The sequence below is a fragment of the Dactylosporangium thailandense genome, assembly GCF_059739745.1.
On sequence record NZ_AP029195.1, the window covers coordinates 3,996,439 to 4,019,763 of the forward strand.

A 23,325-nucleotide genomic window follows, 5' to 3' on the forward strand; every position below is an offset into this window, starting at 1 on the left:
CCGGGCGCTCATCGTGCATCTCGCCCGCGCGCTTCTCGCCCTTGCGGAGTGACCAGGCCGGACTCGTACGCGATGACGACGAGCTGCGCGCGGTCCCGGGCGTGCAGCTTGGTCATGGCCCGGTTGACGTGCGTCTTGGCCGTCACGGGGCTGATCGTCATGCTGGCGGCGATCTCGTCGTTGGCCAGGCCGTGCGCGACGAGGGTGACGGCCTCGCGCTCGCGGGCGGTCAGCTCCGCCAGCGCGGCCGTGGCACGGTCCAGCGGGGGCTGGGTGACGTACCGGTCGATGAGCTTGCGGGTGATCGAGGGCGCCAGCAACGCGTCGCCGCGCGCCGCGACCCGCACGGCGTGCAGGAAGTCCTCGGGCAGGATGTCCTTGACCAGGAAGCCGGCCGCCCCGGCGCGCAGGGCCGTGAAGACATACTCGTCCAGGCCGTAGTTCGTGAGCACCACCACGTGCACCCCGTCCAGGCTCGGGTCGGCCGCGATGCGCCGGGTCGCCTCGAGCCCGTCGACCACGGGCATGCGCACGTCGATGAGGACCACGTCGGGCCGCAGCCGCGCGGCGAGCGCCACCGCCGCCCCGCCGTCGCCGGCCTCGGCGACGACCTCGATGTCGTCCTCGGCGTCGAGCAGTGCCCGGAACCCGCTGCGGATGAGGGGCTGGTCGTCGACCAGCAGCACGCGGATCACGCGACGGGCAGTTCGGCGTGCACGGCGAAGCCGCCCTCGGGGCGCGGCCCGGCGTGCAGCGAGCCGCCGAGCGCGGTCACCCGTTCCCGCATGCCGAGCAGGCCCACGCCGGGCGCGACGGGCGCGGCCGGGGTGGCGGTGCCGTCGTCGACGACGCGGATGCCGAGCAGGCCGGGGCGGTACTCGATGGTGACCGCGGCGGTCGCGGCCGCCGCGTGCCGGGCGACGTTGGTGAGCGACTCCTGGACGATGCGGTAGGCGGTGCGCTCCAGCGCGGCGGGCAGGCCGGCCCGGTCGCCCTCGATCGTCAGCGTCGCCTCGACCCCGCTCGCCCGGGCCCGTTCGACCAGTTCGGGGACGTGCTCCAGGCCGTTGGGCCCGGACGCGTCGTCGTCGCGCAGCGCCTCGAGCGTGGCGCGCAGCTCGCGGGCCGCCTCCCGGCCGGCCTCGCGGATCGCGAGCAGCGCGTCCGGCACCGGCTCGCCCCGCTTGCGGGCCACGTGCACGGCGGCCTCGGCCTGCACCTTGATCACCGAGATCTGGTGGGTGAGCGAGTCGTGCAGCTCGCGGGCGATGTGCAGCCGCTCCTCGTCGGCGCGGCGGCGGGCGATCTCCTCGCGGGTCCGCTCGGCCTCGTCGGCGCGCCGCTCGGCCTGGCGCAGCGCCTCGCCGGCCGCCCCGGCGGCGACCAGCCACGCGATCTCGAGCACGCCGCGGGACTGGGCGAACGCGGCGCCGGTGCTCTGGCCCGCGGCCAGCGCCGCCAGTGGCAGCGCGGCGAGCATGGCCACGCTGACGGCGACGGTCGCGGCCCGGCGACCGGCGCGCATCGCGGCGTACACCGCGACGAGATAGGCGACGGCGAACACGTCGAACCCGGCCGCGTGGTAGCCGACCGCGCACAGGCCGGTCGCGACGAGCACGGCCACCGGCGCCCGCCGGCGCGCGACCAGGGCGAGGCCGCCGGCGACCAGCAGCGCGTACCCGGCCGCGGGGCCGGGGCGGTGCTCGGAGACCCCGGTGATCAGCAGGATCGCCGCGACGCCGACGGCGATGCCCCAGTCCGAGATGCGGCCCATGCGGGCACCTTAGCCGGGCCCGGGCTCGGGCGACTCGTCCGCGCGGACCGCATCGGCCTACCGCGCGCGCAGCAGGCACCCGGCATCTGCCACGGCCACGGCACCCCACAGAACCGCCCCCGGGCTCGGGCGACTCGTCCGCGCGGACCGCATCGGCCTACCGCGCGCGCAGCAGGCACCCGGCATCTGCCACGGCCGCGGCACCGCGCAGAGCCGTCCCCGGGCCGATGCGCCGCGACCGCCGCGGCGGCCAGGATCGGTGGCATCCCATTCGCACAAGTGAAGGAGTCGACCATGACCGTCGACCGGGCCGTGGCCACCCTGGCCGCCATCGTCGCGCTGGCCGCCGTCGTCATCGGCGCCCGGGCCCTGCGCCGGGCCGGCCGCGGCGCGACCGTCGCCCTGGCGGCCGGGGCGGCCGGCCTGCTCACCGGCGTCATCGTGCTCGCGACCGCGGACGGCGGCCCGGGCACCGGCAACGGCGTCATCGGCGCCGGCGCAGCCGTGGCGCTCGGGCTGGCCGCGATCGTCCTCGGCGTGCTCGCCCGACGCCGACGATTCGCATAGAGGCGGCGCTCGGCCTGCTCGCCCGACACCGGCGATCCGCACAAGGCCAGCGCTCGCCCTCGGCGTGCTCGCCGACACCGGCGAGTCGCGGAAAGCCGGCGCCCGGCCTGCTCGCCCGACGCCGGCGATCCGCACAAGGCCAGCGCTCGCCCTCGGCGTGCTCGCCGACGCCCGCGAGTCGCGGAAAGCCGGCGCCCGGCCTGCTCGCCCGACACCGGCGATTTGCATAAAACTGATTTGATGTATTCTGCGGGCGTGGAGGAGTTACCCCCGTTCCTGCAGGCCGCGGCGCACCCGCTGCGGTGGCGGCTGCTCGGCGAGCTGTCCCGCAGCGACCGCCAGGTGCACGAGCTGACCGCGCTGCTGGGCGAGCAGCAGAGCCTGGTGTCGTACCATCTGGGCCACCTGCGCCGCGCCGAGCTGGTCCGGTCCCGCCGCAGCGCCGCCGACGCCCGCGACATCTACTACCGCCTGGACCTCACCCACTGCGGCGAGCAGCTGGCCGCGGCGGGAGGCGCGCTGCACCCGGCCCTGCGCTACGTCGCTCCGGCGCCGGCCGCGCCGACGCCGACGAGCGTGCTGTTCCTGTGCACCGGCAACAGCTCCCGGTCCCAGATGGCCGAGGCCCTGCTCCGCGACCGCTCGAACGGGACGATCGCCGCGCACAGCGCCGGCAGCCGCCCGAAGCCGATCCACCCCGACGCGATCGCCGCGATGGCCGCCCGCGGCCTGGACCTGAGCGCCGCGCGCCCGAAGCACCTGGACGAGTTCGCCGACCAGCGCTTCGGCCACGTCATCACGCTGTGCGACAAGGTCCGCGAGGTCTGCCCCGAGTTCCCGGGGCACCCCGACACGATCCACTGGAGCATGCCCGACCCGTCCGCCGAGCCGGACGGCCGCTCCGCATTCGACCGCGCCGCCGACGAGATCGCCGAGCGCCTCGACCACTTCCTGCACACATGCGCGACGACGTAAGCCTCGCCACCGTCCTGAAGGAGTGGGGCCGCATCGGCTGCCTCGGCTTCGGCGGTCCCCCGGTGCACATCGCCCTGCTGCGCAAGCTCTGCGTCGAGGATCGCCGATGGATCGACGCGCAGGAGTTCGAGGACGCCATCGCGGCGTGCAACCTGCTGCCCGGCCCGGCCTCGACCCAGCTGGCCATCTTCTGCGCCTGGCGGGTCCGGGGCCGCGCGGGCGCGCTCGTGGGCGGGGCCGCGTTCATCGTCCCGGGCCTGATCGTGATCCTGGCCCTGGCGGTGCTGTTCCTGCACGGCGACCCGCCCACGTGGGTGAAGGCCGCCGGCGCGGGTGCGGGCGCCGCGGTGGCCGCGGTGGCCGTCCAGGCCGGGGTCAGCCTGATCCCCGCGGGATGGCAGCGCGCACCGCAGCAGAGCAGCCGCGTCAGATGGATCCTGTACCTCCTGGCCGGCACCGTCGCCGCCGCGACCATCGGCCCCTGGCTGGTGCTGCTCCTGGTCGTCGCGGGCATCGTCGAGCTCCTGGCCCAGCGGGTCCCCGCCCGTCGGCGGCCGCTGACCCCGGCCCTGGCGATGACCGGCCTCGGCGGCGGGGTCCTGCTGTCGGTGGCCTGGGTCGCGCTCAAGGTCGGCGCCCTGTCCTACGGCGGCGGCTTCGTCATCATCCCGCTCATGCGCGCCGACGCGGTCGACAACTACCACTGGATGACCGGCGCCCAGTTCCTCAACGCGGTCGCCCTCGGCCAGATCACGCCGGGCCCGGTCGTGCAGACGGTGGCGGTGGTCGGCTACGCCGCGGCCGGGCTGAGCGGCGGCCTGCTGGCCTCGGTTGTCGCCTTCAGCCCGTCCTTCGCGTTCATCCTGCTGGGCGCCCACCGCTTCGACCGCCTGCGCGGCAACCGGGCCGTGCGGGCCTTCCTGGACGGCGCGGCCCCGGCCGCGATCGGCGCCATCCTGGGCTCGGCGATCCCGCTGGCCCTGACCCTCACCCAGACCTGGCAGTGGTTCGTGCTGGCCGCGGCGGCGGTGCTCCTCCTGGCCCTGCGCCGCGGCCCGGTCCTGACCCTGCTGAGCGCCGCCGCGGCCGGGACGGTCATCGTCCTGTCCGGCGGCCCGCTGGGGTGATCCCGTGCCCGTAGGCCGCCGCCACCATCTGATCCTCGACTGCCCCGACCCGGCCGCCGACGCCCGCTTCTGGAGCGCCGTGCTCGGCGACCCGATCACCCACGATGACGGCGACTTCGTGGTGGTCTCCCCCGACACGGCGACGTCCGGCCTCGCCTTCCAGCGCGTGCCGGACCATCGCCGCCCGACCTGGCCCGGTCCCGCGGTCCCGCAGCAGATGCACCTGGACGTGATGGTGGACGACCTCGCCGGGGCCGCGGCGGCGGTCGTCGCGCTCGGCGCCACGGCTGCCCGGCGACCACGTGTTCGCCGATCCGGCCGGCCACCCCTTCTGCCTGATCCGCCGCCCGATCTGGGCCCGGCCCGTGGGCTAGCGCCCAGCGCTTCGCGGCGCTCGGCCTCTGCTTGCCAGCGCTCGACTCCGCCGCTGGTTGCGGGTGTCGCGCCGAGAGTGGGACGCGCAGCAAAACGCGTGGTGCTAGGCGTAGCCGACGTGGCGGTCCCGACGCGCTCGTAGCGGCAGACCCGTGACCCGGTCCAGATGCGTGAATTCGGCATGCGGTGCGCGCGAGGACACGGTGGACGGTTGCCGGGTTCAGACCAGGCAGGTCTCCAATGCGGCTGGGGTCCGGCGCTCGGGCCATGGTGGGGCCGGGACGATCACGCATCCCGCCCGCACCGTGCTCGCGGCAGCGGCGAAGCGGTCAACGGTCATCAACAATGCCGCCGCGACAGTCCCGGCGGCGGCCGCCAATCGCTCGACACGGTGGGAACCTGGCGGGTGTGGCACAGAAGAATTTCCGTTGCTGGTGATCCTGTTGACCTTGTGATCGGCGAGTTCGGTGGGCAACTGGGATTCAAGGCCGACGGCGTCGTCACTGAAGACCAGTGCATGGGTGTCGAACCGGAAGGGAGGGAGGCGCCGCCCAGTCGCAAATACGTTCCTGAGGTTCGAGCCGTCTCGTCGTACCGATCTTCACCATGCCGGGGCCGAACGCGCCGATGTAGGAAGTAACGTAGGCGTGGCCCGCTCGGGTGTTCGCGCCCGCGCCTCGACACCGGCAATGGCGCCGCCGACCTGGTCCAACGTGCCTTGCAGTTCCGGGATCCGACAATGTTGCCGTACGCCTCCAGTTTCGCCAGCGCAGCCCGGCAATGCGCCTGCTCCTTGGCGAGCCGCGCCACTTTCCGTTCGAAGGCGTGGCGAGCTCGTTCCGTCGATCCGGCGCCCGCTCGCCGCGATGAACGCGCCGCGATCAGCGAAGTGCAGGTAGAAGGTGCCCCTTGGCCACATCGGCCCGCGACGTCGCCGCGGCAACGCTGAGCCCGGGCCGGTGGGCCGGGCCCGGGTCCTGGCACTGGTCAGCGAGGCTTGCGCCAGACGATCTGGATCTGCCGGTCTATCGGGTCTGTCGGGTCGCCGATTATCACCTTGTCGATGAGATAGGCGATTACCAGGCGTCTGGCCTCGAACGACATGTCCCACCACGTTTCCTCGGACGTCCCCATCGCCTCATCCACCAGCTCCGGATCGCGCTCAAGCTCATCAATCTCGGCCGCCAGGTCTGACTCCGGCAACGTAGTCGAGTGCATGGCCGCGGCCGACCGAACGAGCAGATCGGGTTCGGCTTCGATGCGCTTGACGATCTGCCGCGCAACGTAGTTGTCGGCCACCTCGGCCTTGATACAAGCGTGTTGCCGATCCGGAGCCGGCTCGCGTGCCCAGGAGGTTGCAGCAAAACATGCCGCGATCCACATCGCTTCGGCGTGGTCGAGGATGGTATCGCCGAGTACCGGAACCTCACCGAGGCCCGGCTGGCCCTCTATGCTTTCGAACCGCAGCATTTCCGGCCCTACATATTCCGGCACCCAGTCCAGGTCGCTGTGCAATAGGGTCGCGAAACCCTCACCTCGAACTTGCCAGAAGATCAAGTCCTCGCCATGGTAGTTGACGAAGTGCAGAACGACGTCCGAAGGCTCGAACTCCGCACCGGACATGTCACTGAGCTGCGTACGCATCGCCTGGTTGCCCCGGTAGCGGTTGACATACCGACGCGTCACTGCGACGAAGTCATCCAGCGATTGGACGTCTAGCACATCCGCCTCATTGACGAATATATACTTCGGCATGAGTAGCTTTCGGCGGGCTTTCAAGAGCTGGTCTGTTGCGTTAGCCCAGTACAGGCGATCGGTTTTCGGATCGTGGACGACACAGATTACGGGAAGGTTCCCGTCGGCCCAGATGGCCGCATGATCTCCAACCGGCACGCCGTAGCCGCCAGTGCGACGCCAGGACGTCCCTCCCTTGACCTGGACTTTAATTACATCACCCGTTACTTCACGGTTCTCGGTAAATTGAACGTATAAATCTTCACCGAAGTCATTACGCTGATCGATATCCTGGACGATGTGATCTCGGCCCTCCAGTAGGGCCTTGAACGTGTTAACAGCAGTGGTGGCCGTCCGACGGCCACTAGATACTTTCGGCACGATGCCCTTCCTAAGTCATCGACGCCAGCCGACCACGCCCGCGACAGGTTGCCCAGACTTCGTTTCAGCTAGCATAAATGTCCTTCATGCGGTCGGCGGCCGCGGCACAGTTGCATTCGCCGGTAGTGGTGGCCTTGGGTGCACCGGCCGCGAGGGCGTTACCGAGCTTTCCCGACGCGGCAAGTACCACGTCGCCGGGTGGATGTTCCCAGCGGCAGATCGGACGACCCGTGACCCGGCCCAGACTGACGAGCCCCGGCTGTGCTGGCGCCGGGCTGAGACGGCCACACCTCCGGGTCCGAGCCGTGCTCACGGCGGCGGCGAAAGGATCAAGCCGTCAGCGGCCATCAACAACACACCGGGTCAGGCGCAGGCGGCCGGTCGCGGTCAACGGTGCATCGGCGCGCGACATGAGAGCCTTCCCGGCGTTCGGTGTGCGAGTTCGGTCGCTGCGCACCGAGCCAGAAGGCCCTCCCCCTCGACACGATCCACCCGCCGTAAGTCCGGCCCCGGGATGGGTCAGGACGACGGCCGCGGCGGGCGGACCGTCGCGGCGATCATCGCGGCCACGGCCAGCAAGACGGCCACCACGATCAGGGCGCGCAGCACGGTGATGTGGTCGCCGAGGAAGCCGATGGTGGGCGGCCCGCCGAGGAAGGCGCAGTAGCCGATCGAGGCGATGACGCTCACCCGCCCGGCGGCCTTGCGGGGGTCGTCGCCGCCGGCGCTCATGCCGACCGGGAAGCCCAGCGAGGCGCCCAGACCCCAGAGCAGGGTGCCCGCGTAGGCGTAGACCGGGCCGGGGCCGAAGACGAAGAGGGCCACGCCGGCGATGCCGATCAGGGCCAGGACGCGCACGACCCCGGTGCGGCCGTAGCGGTCCAGGAGCCGGGGGCCGAACCAGCGGCCCGCGGTCATCGCGGTCAGGAAGAGCGCGAACGCGATGGTGCCGAGCGTGGCGGACACGTGGTGGCCGTCGATCGCGGCGACGCTGATCCAGTCGTTGCCGACGCCCTCGGCGAAGGCGAAGGCGAGCACGAACAGGCCGATCAGCAGCGTGCGCGGCTCCTTCCAGGCGGCCAGGGCGCCGCCGGGGGCGGACTGCTCGGCGGCGGGCTCGGTGGGGTCGTGGTCGGCGATGAAGCGCCGCGCCTGCCACGTGACCACGAGCACGACGAGCACGGCGACGGTCACGAGGTGCGCGGCCACGGGGACGTGCAGGGCGACCATGGCCGCGCCGACGAGCGCGCCGGCGACGGTACCGAGGCTGAATCCGGCGTGGAAGCGGGACATGATCGATCGGCCGAGGTGGCGCTCCACCACGGTGCCCTGGACGTTCATCGCGACGTCCCACGCCCCGTTGGCGAAGCCGAGCAGCGCCAGGCCGGCGACGACCGGCGCGACGCCGGCCTGCGAGCCGAGCGCGGCGACGACGAGACCGACGCCGAGCAGCACCGCCATGGCGCCGACGACCCGGGACGAGCCGAAGCGGGTCACCAGGGGGCCGGACAGCGGGAGCGCGACCAGGGAGCCGGCGGCGATGGCCAGCAGGACCAGGCCGAGGGCGGCCGAGTCGAGCCCGAGGCGGTCACGGACCTGCGGGATGCGGGCGGCCCAGCTGGCGAACGCGAAGCCCGAGCCGATGAAGGCCGCGTAGGTCGCGGTGGTGGCGGTGCGGACCGCGGGCGGGGTGGGCGCCGCGACGATGATCGAGGGGAACATGGCAGCGAACATAACAAACAAGATTCGCGTTTGAAACGTTGTCTTTACCGCGCCAGTGGTGTTCAATGGCGGGCATGACGCTCAGCGACCGCCACCGGCGGATCCTTGACGCGGTGCAGCAGGCCGGGCAGCTCGGCGTCCCGCGGCTGGCCGAGCTGACGGGCACCTCCGAGATGACCGTGCGCCGGGATCTGGAGCAGCTGGCCGACCAGGGCATGGTCGAGCGCTACCGGGGCGGCGCGCGCAGCGTCACGCTGCGCGGCGAGGAGCCGCCGTTCGCGGTGCGGACGCACGAGGGGCTGGACGCCAAGCGGCGCATCGCCGAGGCGGTCGCGGACCTGATCGCCGACGGGGAGGCCGTCGTCCTCGACAGCGGGACCACCTGCCTCGAGGTCGCCCGCCTGCTCGCCTCGCGCCGGCTCACCGTCATGCCACTGTCGATGCACGCGGCCAACGCCCTCGCCGGCGCCCCCCAGCTGCGGCTGCTGCTCCCCGGCGGCGAGCCCCGCCCGGACGAGCTCGCGCTCACCGGCCCGCTCGCCGAGGCCTCCCTGGCCGCGCTGCGCTTCGACACCGCGATCCTCGGCTGCTGCGGGCTGACCGCCGCCGGGTTGACCGCCTACGACCTCGCCGACGCGGCGATCAAGCGCGCGATCATCGCCTCGGCCCACCGCGTCATCGTGGTCGCCGAGCCGGCCAAGCTCTCCCGCACGGCGCTGGCGTTCGTGGCGCCCGTGTCCGCGTTCAGCCTCGTGGTCACCACCGGCGACGCCGCCGAGGACGACGCGAACGCGCTCACCGCCGCCGGCACCGTCGTGCGGAGGGTCTGAGCGCCGTGCCCGACGTCATCCTCTTCGACCTGTTCGGGGTCATCGCCCGGCACCAGTCGCAGGCCGGTCGCGACACCCTCGTCGAGATCGCCGGTCTCCCCGAGGCCGATTTCTGGCAGTCGTACTGGCACCAGCGCGTCGCCTACGACGCGGGCCACGTCACCGGCGCCGAGTACTGGCGCCGGGTCTCCGGGTTCACCGAGGAGCGGATCGCCGCGCTCATCGAGGCGGACATCGCGAGCTGGAGCGAGGTCGACGAGGAGATGGTCGGCCTGCTCGAGCGGGCCGCGGCCGCGGGGGTGCGCCTGGCGCTGCTGTCCAACATCCCCGAGGAGCTCGCCGCCCACTACGAGCGGCACCACCGGCGGTGGCTGCGCCACTTCGAGCTCGTGGCCTTCTCGTGCCGGATCGGGCTGGCCAAGCCGGACCCCGCGGCATATCGCTGGTGCTGCCGCGAGCTCGGCCTGGCCCCCGATCACCTGCTGTTCGTGGACGACCGCGACGAGAACATCGCGGCCGCCCAGCGCGTCGGACTACACACGCACCTGTTCGTCGGCCTCGGCCTGGACCTCGTCCAGCGAGTCGGGGATCTCGGCACCCGCTGAGGCGTCCGGCAGGTCGTCCTCCATCCGGTGCAGGGGCCGGTAGGCGAGGCCCAGCGCGCCCCAGACCACCAGCAGCACGCCGCAGGCGAGCAGGATCAGCCCCGTACCGCGGGCATCCCCGACCCCCACGACCCGCCCCACCGTGTCCGCGAGCGCGCCCCCGGGCCGCAGCAGCGGCGCGACCGCGTCCGTGAACGGCGGCGCGGTCAGGAACGCGACCGGCGTCATCGCCACGGCCAGCATCTGGTTCGTGGCGAGCACCCGGCCCTGCAGCTCCAGCCCGACCTTGACCTGGATGATCGCGAGCCAGTGGGCGTTGAGGATGGTGAGCGAGCCGTACCAGATGAGACTGCCCACCGCCGCGAGCGCCGTCGACGGCCGCAGCCCGACGAGCGCGGCCCCGAGGCCGACCCCGATGACGAAGCCCACCATGCCCGTGGCCCGGCGCTCGGCGCCGCCCCACAGCACCATGGCCAGCGCACCGAGGCCGGCCCCGACGCCGCTGAACGCGGTGACGACGCTGACCGCCGTCGTGCCGCCGAACGCGTACACGGTCGGCACGGTCACGGCGAGGGCGAGCATCGCGAGGTAGTTCTCGACCACGAAGAACACGATCATGATCATGAGCGGGCGGCGCCGGACGAGGAACCGCCAGCCGCCGACGATCGCGCGGACGAAGGTCTCCTCCTGCCGGCGGAAGAGCCGGTCGGGCAGGCGCACCAGCAGCAGCGTGCCGACGCCGACGAGCAGCGACACCACGTCGACCGCGACCACCCACGGCATGCCCAGCGCCGTGATCAGCGCGCCGCCGGCCAGCGGGGCGATGAGCATGCCGATGCCCGGGCCGAGGTTCGCCAGCGCGTTGGCCTGGCCCAGGTAGGGCTTCGGCACGAGCTGCGCGACCGCGGCCAGGTAGGCGGGCCGGTGGAAGGCGGTCACCGCGGACAGCAGCCCGGCCAGCAGCCCGACGCTCCAGATCTCCAGGCGGTCCAGGGCCAGCAGGGTGACCACGGCGGACATGACCGCCGCACCCGCGCCGTTGCAGGCCAGCATGATGCGCCGCCGGTCGATCCGGTCCGCCACGGCCCCGCCCACCGGTAGCAGCAGGATCGAGGGCAGCAGGGCCAGCATGGTGACGAGGGCGTAGTCGGCGACGCGGCCGTTCTGCTGGTACGCCCAGACGCCCAGGGCGAACGAGCTCAGCGCGGCACCGATCAGCGAGGCGGTCTGGCCGGCCGTCATGACGTAGAACTCGCGCAGGTCGCGGCGGGCCCGGCCGCCGGTGACCGCGGTGCTGACCACCTCCGGCGCCCGGCCCGCGCCCCACTCCCGCAGCGCGCCGGCGACCTCGTCGGCCGCGGCCGCCGCCTGGTGCTTGAGGAAGTAGTGCCCGGCCCGGGGCAGGACCGCCAGCGCGACGCGATCCGCGAAGGCGCCCCATTCCGCATAGCGTTCCTGGTACAGCTCCGTCGAGCGGTCCCGCGCCCCGATCAGGCACAGCACGGGCGCCCGCAGCCGCCGCCGGTCGGGCCGGGTCAGCTCGCGGGTGAACCACGTCTGCGACTCGTCCACGTCGTGCCGCAGGCTGCGCAGGATCACGTCGGCGTCGAGGCCCTCGTCGTCGTCGAGCCCGCCGAGCGTGCGCAGGAAGTCGCGGTACGCCCGGTCGGAGGTGAACCACGTGGCGTGGAAGCGCCGGTGGAACCAGGACGACACCCGCCCCGGCAGCCGGGCCGCCGGGAAGCTGCCGCCCACGACCAGCCCGGCGACCTCGCGGCCGTCGGACTCCAGGCGCAGGGCGAGCTCGGTGGCGGCCGCCGAGCCGACGCAGTGGCCGTAGACCAGCACCGGGCCGGTCGGCAGGTCCGCCACCACGCGGTCGATCAGCTCGGCCATCGGCAGCGGCGGCTCGTCGGGCCGGGCGGGGTCGTGCCCGGGCAGCTCGATCGCCAGCACGGCCGCGCCCGGCAGGCGCTGCGCGAGCTCGGTGGCGAGCGGCCCGTACGCCGCGGCCGAGCCGCCGCCGTAGGGCACGCAGACGACGGTCAGCGTCGCGTCGGCGGGGCCGGCGAGGCGATGCAGCAGCCCGGTCGAGCCGGTGTCGCCGTCCAGATAGGCGGCCAGTTCGCGCACGGTCGGGCGGGTGAACAGGTCGATGACGCGCAGCTGCGGGTCGATGGCCCGCACGGCGCGCACGGCCTTGAACGAGTCGCCGCCGAGGGCGAAGAAGTCGTCGTCCAGCCCGATCTCGACGCCGTCGAGGACCTCGGCCCAGGCCGCGGCGACCCGCAGCTGCGTCGGGGACTCCGGCGCGACCCGGGTGGCGGCGCCCGGCGGCTGCGGTGCGGGCAGCGCGTTGCGGTCCACCTTGCCGTTGGCGGTCAGCGGGAGCCGGTCGAGCACGACGAACGCCGACGGCACCATGTAGTCCGGGAGCCGGTCGCGCAGCGCGGCCCGCACCACCCCGGGATCGGCCGTCGCGGGCGTGATCCAGGCGGCCAGCCGGCGGGTGTGCGCCTCGCCGACGGGCAGCACCACGGCCTCGCCGACGCCGGGGACCCCGCGCACCGCGGAGGCGACCTCGTTGAGCTCGACCCGGAAACCGCGGATCTTCACCTGGTCGTCGACCCGGCCCAGGATCTGCACCAGGCCGTGGGCGTCGACGCGGACGCGGTCGCCGGAGCGGTACCACCCCTGCTGAAAGCGGTCGTCGACGAGGTTCAGGTATCCGCGGGCCACGCTCGGCCCGCCGATGCGCAGCTCGCCCGGCACCCCGTCCGGCACCGGCCGGCCCGCCCGGTCGGTCACCCGGCACTCGACGTTCGCGAACGGGCGCCCGATGGGCACGGTGCCGATGCGGCGCTCGGCCGGAACCTCGCGCACGTCGCAGCCGAGCACGGAGACCGTCGTCTCGGTCGGGCCGTAGTGGACCTGCACCTCGAGGTCCGGCCGCACCCGCTCGATGCGGTCGACGAGCTCCCACGGGCACGGCTCGCCGGCCAGGATGAGCAGCTCGCGGGGCAGCAGCGCGGCGAGGTCGCCGTGCGCGGCCAGCAGCTCCAGGTGGCTCGGGACCAGCTTCATCGCGTCGACCCGGTGCTCGGCCAGGTAGGCCGCGAACGCCTCCGGATCCGTGGCGACCTCGCGGTCCACGAGGTGCGCCACGCCGCCGGTGGCGAGCGCCCCGAACAGGTTCGTCATGCCGAGGTCGGCCGCGTGGGTGGACACCAGGGCGTAGGACCCGTGGTGCCCGATGCGGTCCGCCACCGCGTGCAGGTAGTGCGCGATGTTGCGGTGCTCGACCATGACGCCCTTGGGCCGCCCGGTCGAGCCGGACGTGAAGATGAGGTACGCGAGGTGGTCCATCGACACCACCACGGCCTCGGCCGGCTCGCCGGTCACGTCCGCGACGACGATCGCCTCGCGGCCGGAAGCGCGGCACGGCTCACGGCCCGCGAACGCGGCCTCGGTGAGCACGAACCGGGCCTGCGCCGCGTCGAGGATCTCGGCCACGCGGCCGTCCGGGTAGCCGGGGTCGACGGGCAGGTAGACGGCGCCGGCCTTGAGCGCGCCCAGCATCGCGACGGGCAGGGCCGTCCCGCGCTCGGTGAGCACCGCGACCGGCTCCTCGGGCCGCACGCCGGCCGCCAGCAGCCGGGCCGCCACCGCCCCGGCGCGCCGGTCCAGCTCCGCGTACGACAGCCGCCCGTCGGCCGCGACCACCGCGGTCGCGTCCGGCGCCGACCCGGCGTGGCGGGCGATGAGCTCGTGCAGCGGCCGGTCCAGCGGGTAGGACGCCGCCGGGCCGTCCGGGCCGGGCCGCACGCCGGGCTCCAGCGCCAGCTCGCCGACGGGGCGGTCGGGCTCGGTGACCAGGCCCGTCAGCAGCGCCAGGAACCAGTCCATCAGCCGCCGGGCGGTCTGCTCGTCGAACAGGTCGGCGCGGAACACCAGCGAGCCGCGGTAGCCGTCGTCCCCGCGCGACAGCGCGAGGTTGAGGTCGTACTTGGCCGTGTGGGTCGGCAGCTCCATGCCCTGCGCTTCCAGGTGCGGCAGGCGCAGCGGCGCGGCCGGCTGCTCCAGCACGTTGAGCAGCACCTGGAAGATCGGCGTGTGGGCGAGGTTGCGCTCGGGCTGCAGCCGCTCCACGATCCGCTCGAACGGGGTCTCCGACTGCGCGAGCGCGTCGATCGCCATCTCGCGGACCCGGGTCAGCAGCTCGCGGCCGGTCGGGTCGCCGGAGCAGTCGGTCCGCATGACCAGCGTGCCGATGAAGCAGCCGATCATCTTCTCGAGGTCGGGGTGGTGCCGGCCCGCGACCGGGACGCCGATCGGGATGTCGTCCGTGCCGCACACCCGGGCCAGCAGCGCCTGGAACGCGGTGAGCAGCACCATGAACGGGGTGGCCCCGCAGGACGCGGCGAGCCCGGCGATCGGGCCGGCCAGCGCCGCGGGCACGTGCACCTGCACCTGCCCGGCCCCGTGGCCGGCCACCGCGGGGCGGGGCCGGTCGGCCGGCAGGTCCAGCACCGGCGCCAGGCCCTGCAGCCGCTCGACCCACCGGTCCAGGGCCGCGGCCGACGGCTCGAGGCCGGCCTGCCAGCGGGTGTAGTCGGCGTACTGCAGCCCGGGCGCGTCCGGCGCCGGGCGGCCGTCGAGGCGTGCGGCGTACAGCTCGGCGATCTCGCTCAGGGCCAGGTCGATCGACCACGCGTCGAAGGCGATGTGGTGGACCACGAGCAGCAGCACGTGCTCGTCCGGCCCGTCGCGGCGGATCAGCGCCCGCAGCGGAGGCTCCTCCTCGAGCCGGAACGCCCGATGCCGGAACGCGTCCAGCTCCCCGTCGGTCTCGACCGGGATATCGTCCGCGCCGCCCAGCACCGCGGTCGGCACGCCGTCGCGGTCCACGAACCGGGTGCGCAGCACGTGATGGCGCACGGCAAGGTCCCGGATCGCGGCGGTCAGCGCGGCCACGTCGAGCCGGCCGGTCAGCCGCACGGTGGCCGTCACGTGATAGGCGCCGCTGTCCGGCTCCAGCTGGTGCAGGAACCACAGCCGGGCCTGGGCCGGCGACAGCGGCGCCGGCGCAGCCGGGTCGGAGGACACGGGAATGGTGCTCGCGGTGCGGGCGGCGTTGCGGCGCGCCCCGGCCAGCCGCTGTTGCAGCAGCGAGCGCTGGGTGTCGGTGACCGTCACGCCTGCGTCACCTCGGCCAGCAGCAGCGCCTCCAGCGCGGCGGCGAAGTTCGCCAGCACCGGCTGCTCGAACTGCAGCCGCACCGGCACCGCGAAGTCCAGCGCGTCGCGGAGCCGGCCCACGACCAGCGTCGCCGACAGGGAGTGCCCGCCCAGCGCGAAGAAGTTGTCGTACACCGACAGCTCATCGCGTTTCAGCACGGCGCTCCACACCTCGGCGACCAGCTGCTCCGCCTCGGTGCGCGGCGCGACCCGCTGCTGCACCTCGTCCCGCGGCTCGGGCAGCGCCGTGCGGTCGACCTTCCCGGACGCGTTGACCGGCAGCGCGTCCAGCGTCATCCAGCGGCGCGGCACCATGTAGTCGGGCAGCGCCGCCCGCAGCAGGGTCTCCAGGGCCTGCGTGTCCGGCGTCGAGCCCGGCCGCGGCACCACGTAGCCGACGAGGTGCGCGTCGCCGGTCGGGTCGGCGACGGTCACCACCGCCTCGGCCACGCCCGGCGCCGAGCGCAGCTGCGACTCGATCTCGCCGAGCTCGATGCGGTGCCCGCGCACCTTCACCTGGTGGTCGCGGCGGCCGAGGAAGTCCAGCAGCCCGTCGGTGCGCCAGCGCACGAGGTCGCCGGTGCGGTAGCAGCGCTCGCCGGGCCGGACCGGGTCGGCGACGAACGCGGCCTCGGTCAGGTCGGGCCGGCCGTGGTAGCCGCGGGCCACACCGGCCCCGCCGATCCACAGCTCGCCGATGGTCCCGGGCAGCGCGAGGCGGCCGGCGGGGTCCACCACGTACACCCACTCCCCCGCCATCGGGGTGCCGATGGGCACGGCGTCGCCGACGGGGGCGGTGAGGCGGTACATCGTGGACACCACGGCGGTCTCGGTCGGGCCGTAGCCGTTCCAGGCCTCGCCGAGCCGGGCCATGAGCTCGCGGCCGAGCACGGGGTCGAGGGCCTCGCCTATGGCGATCCCGCGCACCTCCGGCGACTGCCAGCCGGCCGCGACGAGCATCCGGAACGTGGTCGGGGTCGCGGTCATCACGGTCACCTTGGACTCGGCGATGCGCTGCGCCACCAGGTGCCCGTCGACGGCCACGCCGCGCTCCAGCAGCACCAGCCGGGCGCCCTTGCCCAGGCCGCACCACAGCTCGAGCCCGGCCACGTCGAACGAGAGCGCGGTCAGGCCGAGCATCACGTCGTCGGGCGTCACCGGCACCAGCTCGCAGTTGGCGGCGACGAACGCGGCGACGGCGCCGTGGTTGAGCTCCACCCCCTTGGGGCGGCCGGTCGAGCCGGAGGTGTAGAGGATGTACGCGAGGTCGTCGGGGCCGGGCGCGGGGAGCTCGCCGGGCTCGGCGGCCAGCGCGTCGGTCAGGTCGACGAGGACGGCGCCGGTGCCCTCGACGAGCGGGCGGGCCACGTCGAGCGTCTCCGCGGCGGCGAGGACGACCTTGGCGCCTGAGTCGCTGAGCTGGTAGCGCAGCCGCTCGGCCGGGTGGTCGGGCTCCAGCGGCACGTAGGCCGAGCCGGCCCGCCAGACGCCGATCAGCGCGGCGGGCAGGTGCCGGTCGCGGGGCAGGCAGATCCCGACGGGCGCGCCGGAGCCGGCCCCGTGCTCGCGCAGCGCGGTCGCGATCCGGGCCGCGGCCGCGGCCAGGTCGCCGTAGCTCAGGGTGCCGTCGGAGGCGTCGACGGCGACGGCCGCGGGGCGGGCGTCGGCCTGGGCGAGGACCGCGTCGAGCACCGTCGCGGGCGCGCCGGCGGGCAGGTCCGGGCCGGTGCCGAGGGCCACCAGCTCGGCCCGCTCGGCCTCGCCCAGCAGGTCGAGCTGCGAGAGCGGGCGGTCGGGCTCGGCCAGCATCCCGTCGAGCAGGGCGAGCAGCCAGCGCGACCAGCGCTCGACCGTCGCCCGGTCGAACAGGTCGAGGCGGTAGTGCAGCTCGCCCTCGTAGCCGCCGTTCTCGGCCTGCAGCGACAGGCTCACGTCGAACTTGTTGAAGTCGAGCGGGGCGTCGAGCCGCTCGGCGCGCACGCCGGGCAGCACCGGGTCGCGCTGGGCGGCCTCGAGCAGGTACAGCATCGACTGGAAGATCGGTGTCGTGGCGGTGGAGCGCTCGGGCGCCACGGCCTCCACGACCCGCTCGAAGGGCGCGGTGGCGTGCGCGAAGGCCTCGAGGGTGGTCTCCCGGACGCGGTCGAGCAGCTGGCGGCCGGTCGGGTCGCCGGACAGGTCGGTGCGCATCACGAGCGTGTTGATGAAGCAGCCGACGACGCCCTCGGTCGCGCGGTGGTGGCGCCCGGACTCGGGCACGCCGACGGCGACGTCCTCGCTGCCGCAGAGCCGGCCCAGCAGCGCCTGCCAGGCCGCGAGCACCACCATGAACGGCGTCGCGTTGCACTCGTGAGCGGTCTGGCGCACCCGCTCGGCCAGGGCCGGGGACAGGTTGAACGGCAGGTAGCCGCCGCTCCAGTCGGCCACCGCCGGGTAGGGCCGGTCGACGGGGAGGGCGAGCACGGGGGCGAGCCCGGCCAGCCGCTCGACCCACCAGCCGACGTGGTCGTCCGCGGTCCGCGTGGCCTGCCACTCGGTGATGTCGGCGTACTGCAGCCGCGGCGGGGCGGGCGGCGTGCCCTGGCCGAGCCGGGCGGCGTAGAGCGCGCCGATCTCGTCGAGCATCAGGTCCCGCGACCACGCGTCGGTGGCGATGTGATGCACGGTCAGGGCCAGCACGTGGTGCTCGGCGCCGAGCCGGAAGAGCACGGCCCGCATCGGCGGCTCGCGGTCGAGCTCGAAGGGCCGGCTCACCTCGGTCCGCAGCGCCGCGTCCAGCCCGGCCTCGTCGAGGTCCACAAGGGACAGTTCGATCCGGTCGGCCGGGCCGGCGACGGCGTGCGCGGGCGGCGCGATGACGCTGCGCAGGACCTCGTGCCGGGCGGCGACCTCGCGGATCGCGGCCAGCAGCGCGTCGGCGTCGAGCGGGCCGGTCAGCCGCAGCACCGTGGGCACGTGGTAGATCGACGTGTTGGTCTCGAACTGCGCGTTGAACCACAGCCGGGTCTGCGACGGTGACAGCGGCTGCGGCGCGTCCGGGTCGGACCGGCGCGGGATCTCCGCGTCGGCCCGGGCGGCGGCGCGGGCAGCCGCGACCCGCCGCTCCATGAGGGCCCGTAAGCTGTCCTGGTCAGACAAGGTCATAGTGGTTCCCTAGTTGCCGGTGGCCGGTTCGGCCACGATGTCGTCCATAACAAGCCGCTCGAGTTGTCCCGCGAAGTTCGCGAGGACGGGGTGGTCGAACAGCAGCCGCACGGGGACCGCGCAGCCGAGCGTCTCGCGCAGCCGGCCGGCGACCCGGGTCGCGGCCAGCGAGTGCCCGCCGAGACCGAAGAAGCTGTCGTCGGCACCGATGCGATCGGTGGTGAGGATCTGGGCCCAGACGTCGGCGACGAGCTGCTCCATCATCGACTCGGCCGGCCGGTGCGGCCGGTCCTCGCCGGGCTCGGGCAGCGCGCCGAGGTCGACCTTGCCGCTGGGCGTCATCGGCAGCGCGTCGAGCACCACCCAGCGGTGCGGCACCAGGTAGGCGGGCAGGCTCGCGCGCAGGTGCGCGGCGGCCCGCTCGGCGGTGACCGGCCCGGCGACGTAGCCGACGAGGTGCGCCTCCGCGCCCTGGCCCCGCGCGGTGACGACCGCGTGCTCGACGTCCGGGTGGGCGCGCAGCACGGCCTCGATCTCGCCGAGCTCGACGCGGTAGCCGCGAATCTTCAGCTGGTGGTCGCGCCGGCCGCAGAACACGATCTCGCCGTCCGGCCGGCGGCGGACCAGGTCCCCGGTGCGGTAGCACCGCCCGCCGGGCACGACGGGGTCGGGCACGAACGCGGCCTCGGTCAGGTCCGGCCGGTTGTGGTAGCCGATGGCCGGGCCGGCGCCGCCGATCCACAGCTCGCCCGCGACGCCCGCCGGGACGAACCGCTCCAGCGGATCCATGACGTAGAGCCGCTCGCCGAGCATCGCGTGCCCGATCGGCACGGCGTCGCCGACCTCGAGGACGCGGTACGCGCTCGACAGCACGGTGGCCTCGGTCGGGCCGTACACGTTCCACAGCTCCCGCACCACCGGCAGCAGCTCGCGGGCCAGGGCCGGGTCGAGCGTCTCGCCGCCGGCCCACACGCGCAGGTCCGCCCCGCCCGTCCAGCCCGCCGCGAGCAGGGTGCGCAGGATCGTCGGCGGCACGTTCATCACGTTGACGCGGTGCTCGGCGATCTGGCGGCCGAGGCGGTACCCGTCCACCGCGCTGTCGCGGTCGACGACGACGCAGCAGGCGCCGACGCCGAGCGCGGACCAGATCTCCGCGCACGAGATGTCGAAGCTGAGCGTGGCCACGGCGAGCATCCGGTCCCCGGGCCCGAAGCCGGGCTCGAAGGCCAGCGCCTCGGTGAGCGCGGCGATGCTGGACTGCGCGACGGCCACGCCCTTCGGCTTGCCGGTCGAACCCGACGTGTAGAGCAGATAGGCCCGGTCGCCGGGCCCGACGGCGGGGAGCTCGGCCGGTCCCCGGTCTGAGTCCAGGTCCAGGTCCAACTCCAGGTCCAAGTCCAGGTCCAGGTCCAGTGCGCCCGGTCCGGCCGCGGCGGCCGTCGTGGACCGGCAGAGCACGGTCTTCGCGCCACCGTCCGAGGCGAGCCAGGCCAGGCGCTCGGCCGGCAGCTCCGGCTCCAGGGGCAGGTAGGCCGCCCCGGCCCGCCAGACCCCGAGTAGCGTCGCCGGCATCCGGTGGTCGCGCGGCAGGCACACGCCGACGACGTCCCCGGGCTCGATGCCCCGGCCCCGCAGGACCGCCGCGATCGCGGCCGAGTCGTCCCACAGCTGCCGGAACGTCATCTCGCCGTCGGCGCCGACGACGGCCACCTCGTCGGGGCGCTCCCGCACCTGCCGCTCGATCGCCTCGACCGCCGTGGCCGGCGCGCCGGCCGGAATCGGCGGACCGGCGGCCAGCTCGAGCAGCTGCGCCTCCTCGGCCGCGGTGACCAGCGGCAGGCGGTGCAGCGGGCGGTCCGGGTCCGCGGTGACCTCGGCGAGCGTGCGCAGGAGCCGGTCCGCGAACGCCTCCACCCACTCGCGATTCGTGAGGCCGGTGTCGTACTCGACCTGAAGCTCGACCCCGTCGGCCGTCTCGTTCACGAAGACGGTCAACGGGTTCTGCGCCCCGCCGCACCCCAGCTCGCCGAGCAGCTCCAGCCGCACCACGCCCCGCTCGACCCGGACCGGCATCCCGGCCGGCTGGGCGGAGAGCACCACCGGGGTGAGCATCGCCCCGCGCGACTGGGTGCCGACGGCCGCGAACAGGTCCTCCGTGGACGGACGGGGCCGGTCCAGCGCCCGGGCCGTCGTCGCCGACGCGGCCGCGACCGTGTCCCGGACGGTGGCGGCGGGCTCGAGCCGCAGCCGGATCGGCAGCACGTCGACGAGCGGGCCGATGACCCGGTCGAGCTCGGGCCCGGCGCGCCGGGCGGCGACCACGCCGACCAGGACGTCCCGTCGGGCGGTGAACCCGGCCAGCAGCAGCCCGAGCGCGGTCAGCCAGTCCGCGAAGACCGCGGTGGCGCTCGCCGGCGGCACCGGGCGGGTGATCCGCTCGCCGCGGAAGCCTCCGGTGCCCGAGAACAGCTCGCTCGGCGGCGACGCGCCGGCCAGCTCGTCCCGCCACGCGTCCGTGGCGCCGTCGGGGGTGAAGGCGAGGTCGCCGACCTGCACCGGCGGCGGCGCGACGGTGCCGGGTGCGGCCAGCTCGGTCGCGAGCTCGTTGAGGAACGTGCCGGTGGACCAGCCGTCGAAGGCTATGTGGTCGGCGACGACCACCAGCTCCGACACCGTCTCGGTGAGCCGGATCAGGTCGACCCGCAGGAGTGGTTCGGTGCCGCCGAGGTCGAAGGCGTGCCGGGCGGCCTGCTCGGCGATCGCGTCCGCGGGCCGCTCGCGGGCGTCGTGCTCCGTCACCGGGACCGACGTCCAGGAGCCCACGACGGCGATCGGCTCGCCGTCGCGCTCGACGATCCGGCTGCGCAGCACCTCGTGCCGCGACACCAGGGCGGCCAGCGCCGAGCGCAGGGCGGGCGCCCCGACCGGCCCGGTGAGCCGGACCCGGAACGCCACCGTGGTCACGGCCGGCACCGAGCCGACCTGCCGCAGCGTCCACAGGCCGCGCTGGGTCGGGGTGAGCGGGTACTCCAGGACGCCCTCGTGCCGCACGGGGCCGCTCGCGACCGGGGCCGAGCCCTCTCGGACGAGGTTGGCGAGGGCGGCGACGGTCGGCTCGGCGAGGAACGCGGCCAGCGGCACCGTCGTCGCGAACTCGCGGCCGGCGAGCGCGCAGACCCGGGCCGCGGCGAGGGAGTGCCCGCCGAGGTCGGTGAAGCGGTCCTCGACCCCGATCTCGTCGATGCCGAGCACGTTGCCGACGATCGCGGCGAGCCGCTCCTCGGCGCGCGTGCGGGGCGCGACGAACGCGGTCTCGGTCCCGCGCCGGGCCGCGAGCGCGGGCAGGGCGGCCCGGTCGATCTTGCCGTTCGGGCTCAGGGGCAGCCGCTCGGTGATCGCGAACCGGGTCGGCACCAGGTGCTCCGGCACCCGGCGGCGCAGCCACGCGCGCAGGCCGCGCTCGTCGAGGCCGGTCGCCTCCACGTGCCCGACCAGGTAGGACACGCCGTCCTCGTCGGCGGCGGCGACGACACCGGCGCGGCGCACGGCCGGATGGCGCACGAGCACCGCCTCGACCTCGCCGGGCTCGACCCGGTAGCCGCGGATCTTCACCTGGTCGTCGGCGCGGCCGGCGAACCGCAGCACGCCGCCGTCGGTGCGGACCAGGTCGCCGGAGCGGTACCAGCCGTCGCCGAACCCGCCGCTGTCGCGGTTGAGGTAGCCGCGGGCGACCACCGGGCCGCCGATCCACAGCTCGCCCAGCTCGCCGCCGGCGACCGGCTGCCCGTCGGCGTCGCGCACGGACATGACGGCGCCCGCGATCGGGTGCCCGATCGGCGGCTCGCCGGTGTCGTCGCGGCCGACCTCGGCGATCGCGCAGGTCGTGGTGCACTCGGTCGGGCCGTAGAGGTTGAGCACCCGGCGCACGCCGGGGTTGGCGTAGATCCGGTCGACCAGCGCCCGGGTCAGCGGCTCCCCACCGGCGAACACGGCCCGCACGCCGCTCGGCAGCGGCTCGCGCAGCAGCGCGGCGAGCGCCGACGGCACGCCGTAGACGGTCGTGACCTCGTCGCGGGCCGGCAGCCCTGGCAGGGCGAGGACGTTCTCGGCGAGGATGACCGTGCCGCCCGTGACCAGGGGCAGGAACAGCTGGGTGATCGAGGGGTCGAAGCAGATCGACGCGGTGGCGAGCAGGCCGCTCAGCTCCTCGGCGGTGTACGCCTCGGCCTCGTACCGCAGCAGGTTCATCGTGTTGCGGTGCTCGACGACGACGCCCTTGGGCCGGCCCGTGGAGCCCGAGGTGTAGATGACGTAGGCCGCGTCGGCGCCGTCGCCGGGCCGGTCGAGCGGGGTCGCGTCGGCGTCCGCGGCGATCTCGTCAACCGGCACCGCGACGGCGTCCAGGCCGGGCAGCCTCGTGGCCCGGGTGGTGGCGACGAGCCGCATCTCCGTGTCGGCGGCGATGTACGCCAGCCGCTCCGCCGGGTACGCCGGGTCCATCGGCACATAGGCGGCGCCGGTCTTCAGCACGCCCAGCAGCGCCGGGAGCAGGTGCTCGTCGCGGCCCAGGCACACGCCCACGAGTTCACCGGCACCGGCCCCGGCCCGGACCAGCTCCCGGGCGATCCGGTTCGCGCGGGCGTCGAGCTCCGCGTAGCGCATGCGGACGGTGCCGGCGATCACGGCAACCCGGTCCGGTGTGCGCCTTGCCTGCTCTTCGACCTGCTCGTGGACACGCTGAAACACGCGCAGCCCTCCCCAATATCAGACGGCCGTGCGTTAGCCGTTTTCCTGCCGGAAATAATGCCGCACCAATTCAAGGCCATTCTCGGTACATCTACCGAGGTCAAAGGG

13 protein-coding genes are annotated in these 23,325 nt (G+C 74.2%); 6 read left to right on the forward strand and 7 right to left on the reverse strand.

Annotated elements, in window-relative coordinates:
• Window positions 1-8 precede the first annotated feature (8 nt).
• On the reverse strand, window positions 9-695 hold the full coding sequence (locus tag AC6JBM_RS17950; protein WP_497984727.1) for a response regulator: 687 nt from the start codon (window positions 693-695) through the stop codon (window positions 9-11).
• Complete coding sequence (locus AC6JBM_RS17955) at window positions 692-1,774, reverse strand: sensor histidine kinase (RefSeq protein WP_497984728.1); 1,083 nt, start codon at window positions 1,772-1,774, stop codon at window positions 692-694. The genes AC6JBM_RS17950 and AC6JBM_RS17955 overlap by 4 nt, the downstream gene beginning before the upstream one ends.
• A 294-nt stretch (window positions 1,775-2,068) precedes the next feature.
• Here AC6JBM_RS17955 and AC6JBM_RS17960 point away from each other — a divergent pair, with 294 nt between their 5' ends.
• The 4 genes from AC6JBM_RS17960 (at window position 2,069) to AC6JBM_RS17975 (ending at window position 4,960) form a co-directional block, all read left to right on the forward strand.
• On the forward strand, window positions 2,069-2,341 hold the full coding sequence (locus tag AC6JBM_RS17960; RefSeq protein WP_497984729.1) for a DUF6223 family protein: 273 nt from the start codon (window positions 2,069-2,071) through the stop codon (window positions 2,339-2,341).
• A gap of 255 nt (window positions 2,342-2,596) precedes the next feature.
• On the forward strand, window positions 2,597-3,316 hold the full coding sequence (locus tag AC6JBM_RS17965) for an arsenate reductase/protein-tyrosine-phosphatase family protein (RefSeq protein WP_497984730.1): 720 nt from the start codon (window positions 2,597-2,599) through the stop codon (window positions 3,314-3,316).
• Entirely contained in the window at window positions 3,301-4,443 is a 1,143-nt protein-coding gene (chrA, locus tag AC6JBM_RS17970) for a chromate efflux transporter (RefSeq protein ID WP_497984731.1), read from the forward strand. The genes AC6JBM_RS17965 and chrA overlap by 16 nt, the downstream gene beginning before the upstream one ends.
• A 4-nt stretch (window positions 4,444-4,447) precedes the next feature.
• Window positions 4,448-4,960: a VOC family protein gene (locus tag AC6JBM_RS17975; protein ID WP_497984732.1), complete on the forward strand. Its 513-nt coding sequence runs from the start codon at window positions 4,448-4,450 to the stop codon at window positions 4,958-4,960.
• An 845-nt stretch (window positions 4,961-5,805) separates the two neighbouring features.
• Here AC6JBM_RS17975 and AC6JBM_RS17980 read toward each other — a convergent pair.
• Both AC6JBM_RS17980 and AC6JBM_RS17985 read right to left on the reverse strand, forming a co-directional pair.
• A complete protein-coding gene (locus AC6JBM_RS17980) occupies window positions 5,806-6,933 on the reverse strand; it encodes a DUF4365 domain-containing protein (RefSeq protein WP_497984733.1) in 1,128 nt (375 codons plus the stop codon).
• Window positions 6,934-7,452: 519 nt separating this feature from the next.
• Window positions 7,453-8,655, reverse strand: a complete 1,203-nt coding sequence (locus tag AC6JBM_RS17985; protein ID WP_497984734.1) for an MFS transporter — start codon at window positions 8,653-8,655, stop codon at window positions 7,453-7,455.
• Between the two features lie 74 nt (window positions 8,656-8,729).
• Between AC6JBM_RS17985 and AC6JBM_RS17990 the strand changes: the two genes are divergently transcribed.
• Entirely contained in the window at window positions 8,730-9,485 is a 756-nt protein-coding gene (locus AC6JBM_RS17990; RefSeq protein ID WP_497984735.1) for a DeoR/GlpR family DNA-binding transcription regulator, read from the forward strand.
• 5 nt (window positions 9,486-9,490) lie between these two features.
• On the forward strand, window positions 9,491-10,090 hold the full coding sequence (locus AC6JBM_RS17995; RefSeq protein WP_497984736.1) for an HAD family hydrolase: 600 nt from the start codon (window positions 9,491-9,493) through the stop codon (window positions 10,088-10,090).
• Here AC6JBM_RS17995 and AC6JBM_RS18000 read toward each other — a convergent pair.
• The 3 genes from AC6JBM_RS18000 to AC6JBM_RS18010 are packed head-to-tail and all read right to left on the reverse strand — an operon-like array spanning window position 10,019 to window position 23,217.
• Window positions 10,019-15,286 carry a non-ribosomal peptide synthetase/MFS transporter gene (locus tag AC6JBM_RS18000; RefSeq protein ID WP_497984737.1) on the reverse strand — a complete coding sequence of 1,756 codons (5,268 nt, stop codon included), beginning with the start codon at window positions 15,284-15,286 and terminating at the stop codon, window positions 10,019-10,021. The genes AC6JBM_RS17995 and AC6JBM_RS18000 overlap by 72 nt on opposite strands.
• Complete coding sequence (locus AC6JBM_RS18005) at window positions 15,283-18,471, reverse strand: non-ribosomal peptide synthetase (protein WP_497984738.1); 3,189 nt, start codon at window positions 18,469-18,471, stop codon at window positions 15,283-15,285. The genes AC6JBM_RS18000 and AC6JBM_RS18005 overlap by 4 nt, the downstream gene beginning before the upstream one ends.
• A 9-nt stretch (window positions 18,472-18,480) precedes the next feature.
• The gene (locus AC6JBM_RS18010) at window positions 18,481-23,217 is read right to left on the reverse strand and encodes an amino acid adenylation domain-containing protein (protein WP_497984739.1); all 4,737 of its coding nucleotides are present in this window, start codon (window positions 23,215-23,217) and stop codon (window positions 18,481-18,483) included.
• Window positions 23,218-23,325 lie beyond the last annotated feature (108 nt).

What these genes read in the sequence shown, in the direction of transcription:
- AC6JBM_RS17955 (WP_497984728.1), bottom strand. Translation starts at nt 1,774, where the DNA reads ATGGGCCGCATCTCGGACTGGGGCATCGCCGTCGGCGTCGCGGCGATC.
- AC6JBM_RS17960 (WP_497984729.1), top strand. Translation starts at nt 2,069, where the DNA reads ATGACCGTCGACCGGGCCGTGGCCACCCTGGCCGCCATCGTCGCGCTG.
- chrA (WP_497984731.1), top strand. Translation starts at nt 3,301, where the DNA reads ATGCGCGACGACGTAAGCCTCGCCACCGTCCTGAAGGAGTGGGGCCGC.
- AC6JBM_RS17985 (WP_497984734.1), bottom strand. Translation starts at nt 8,655, where the DNA reads ATGTTCCCCTCGATCATCGTCGCGGCGCCCACCCCGCCCGCGGTCCGC.
- AC6JBM_RS17990 (WP_497984735.1), top strand. Translation starts at nt 8,730, where the DNA reads ATGACGCTCAGCGACCGCCACCGGCGGATCCTTGACGCGGTGCAGCAG.
- AC6JBM_RS18005 (WP_497984738.1), bottom strand. Translation starts at nt 18,471, where the DNA reads ATGACCTTGTCTGACCAGGACAGCTTACGGGCCCTCATGGAGCGGCGG.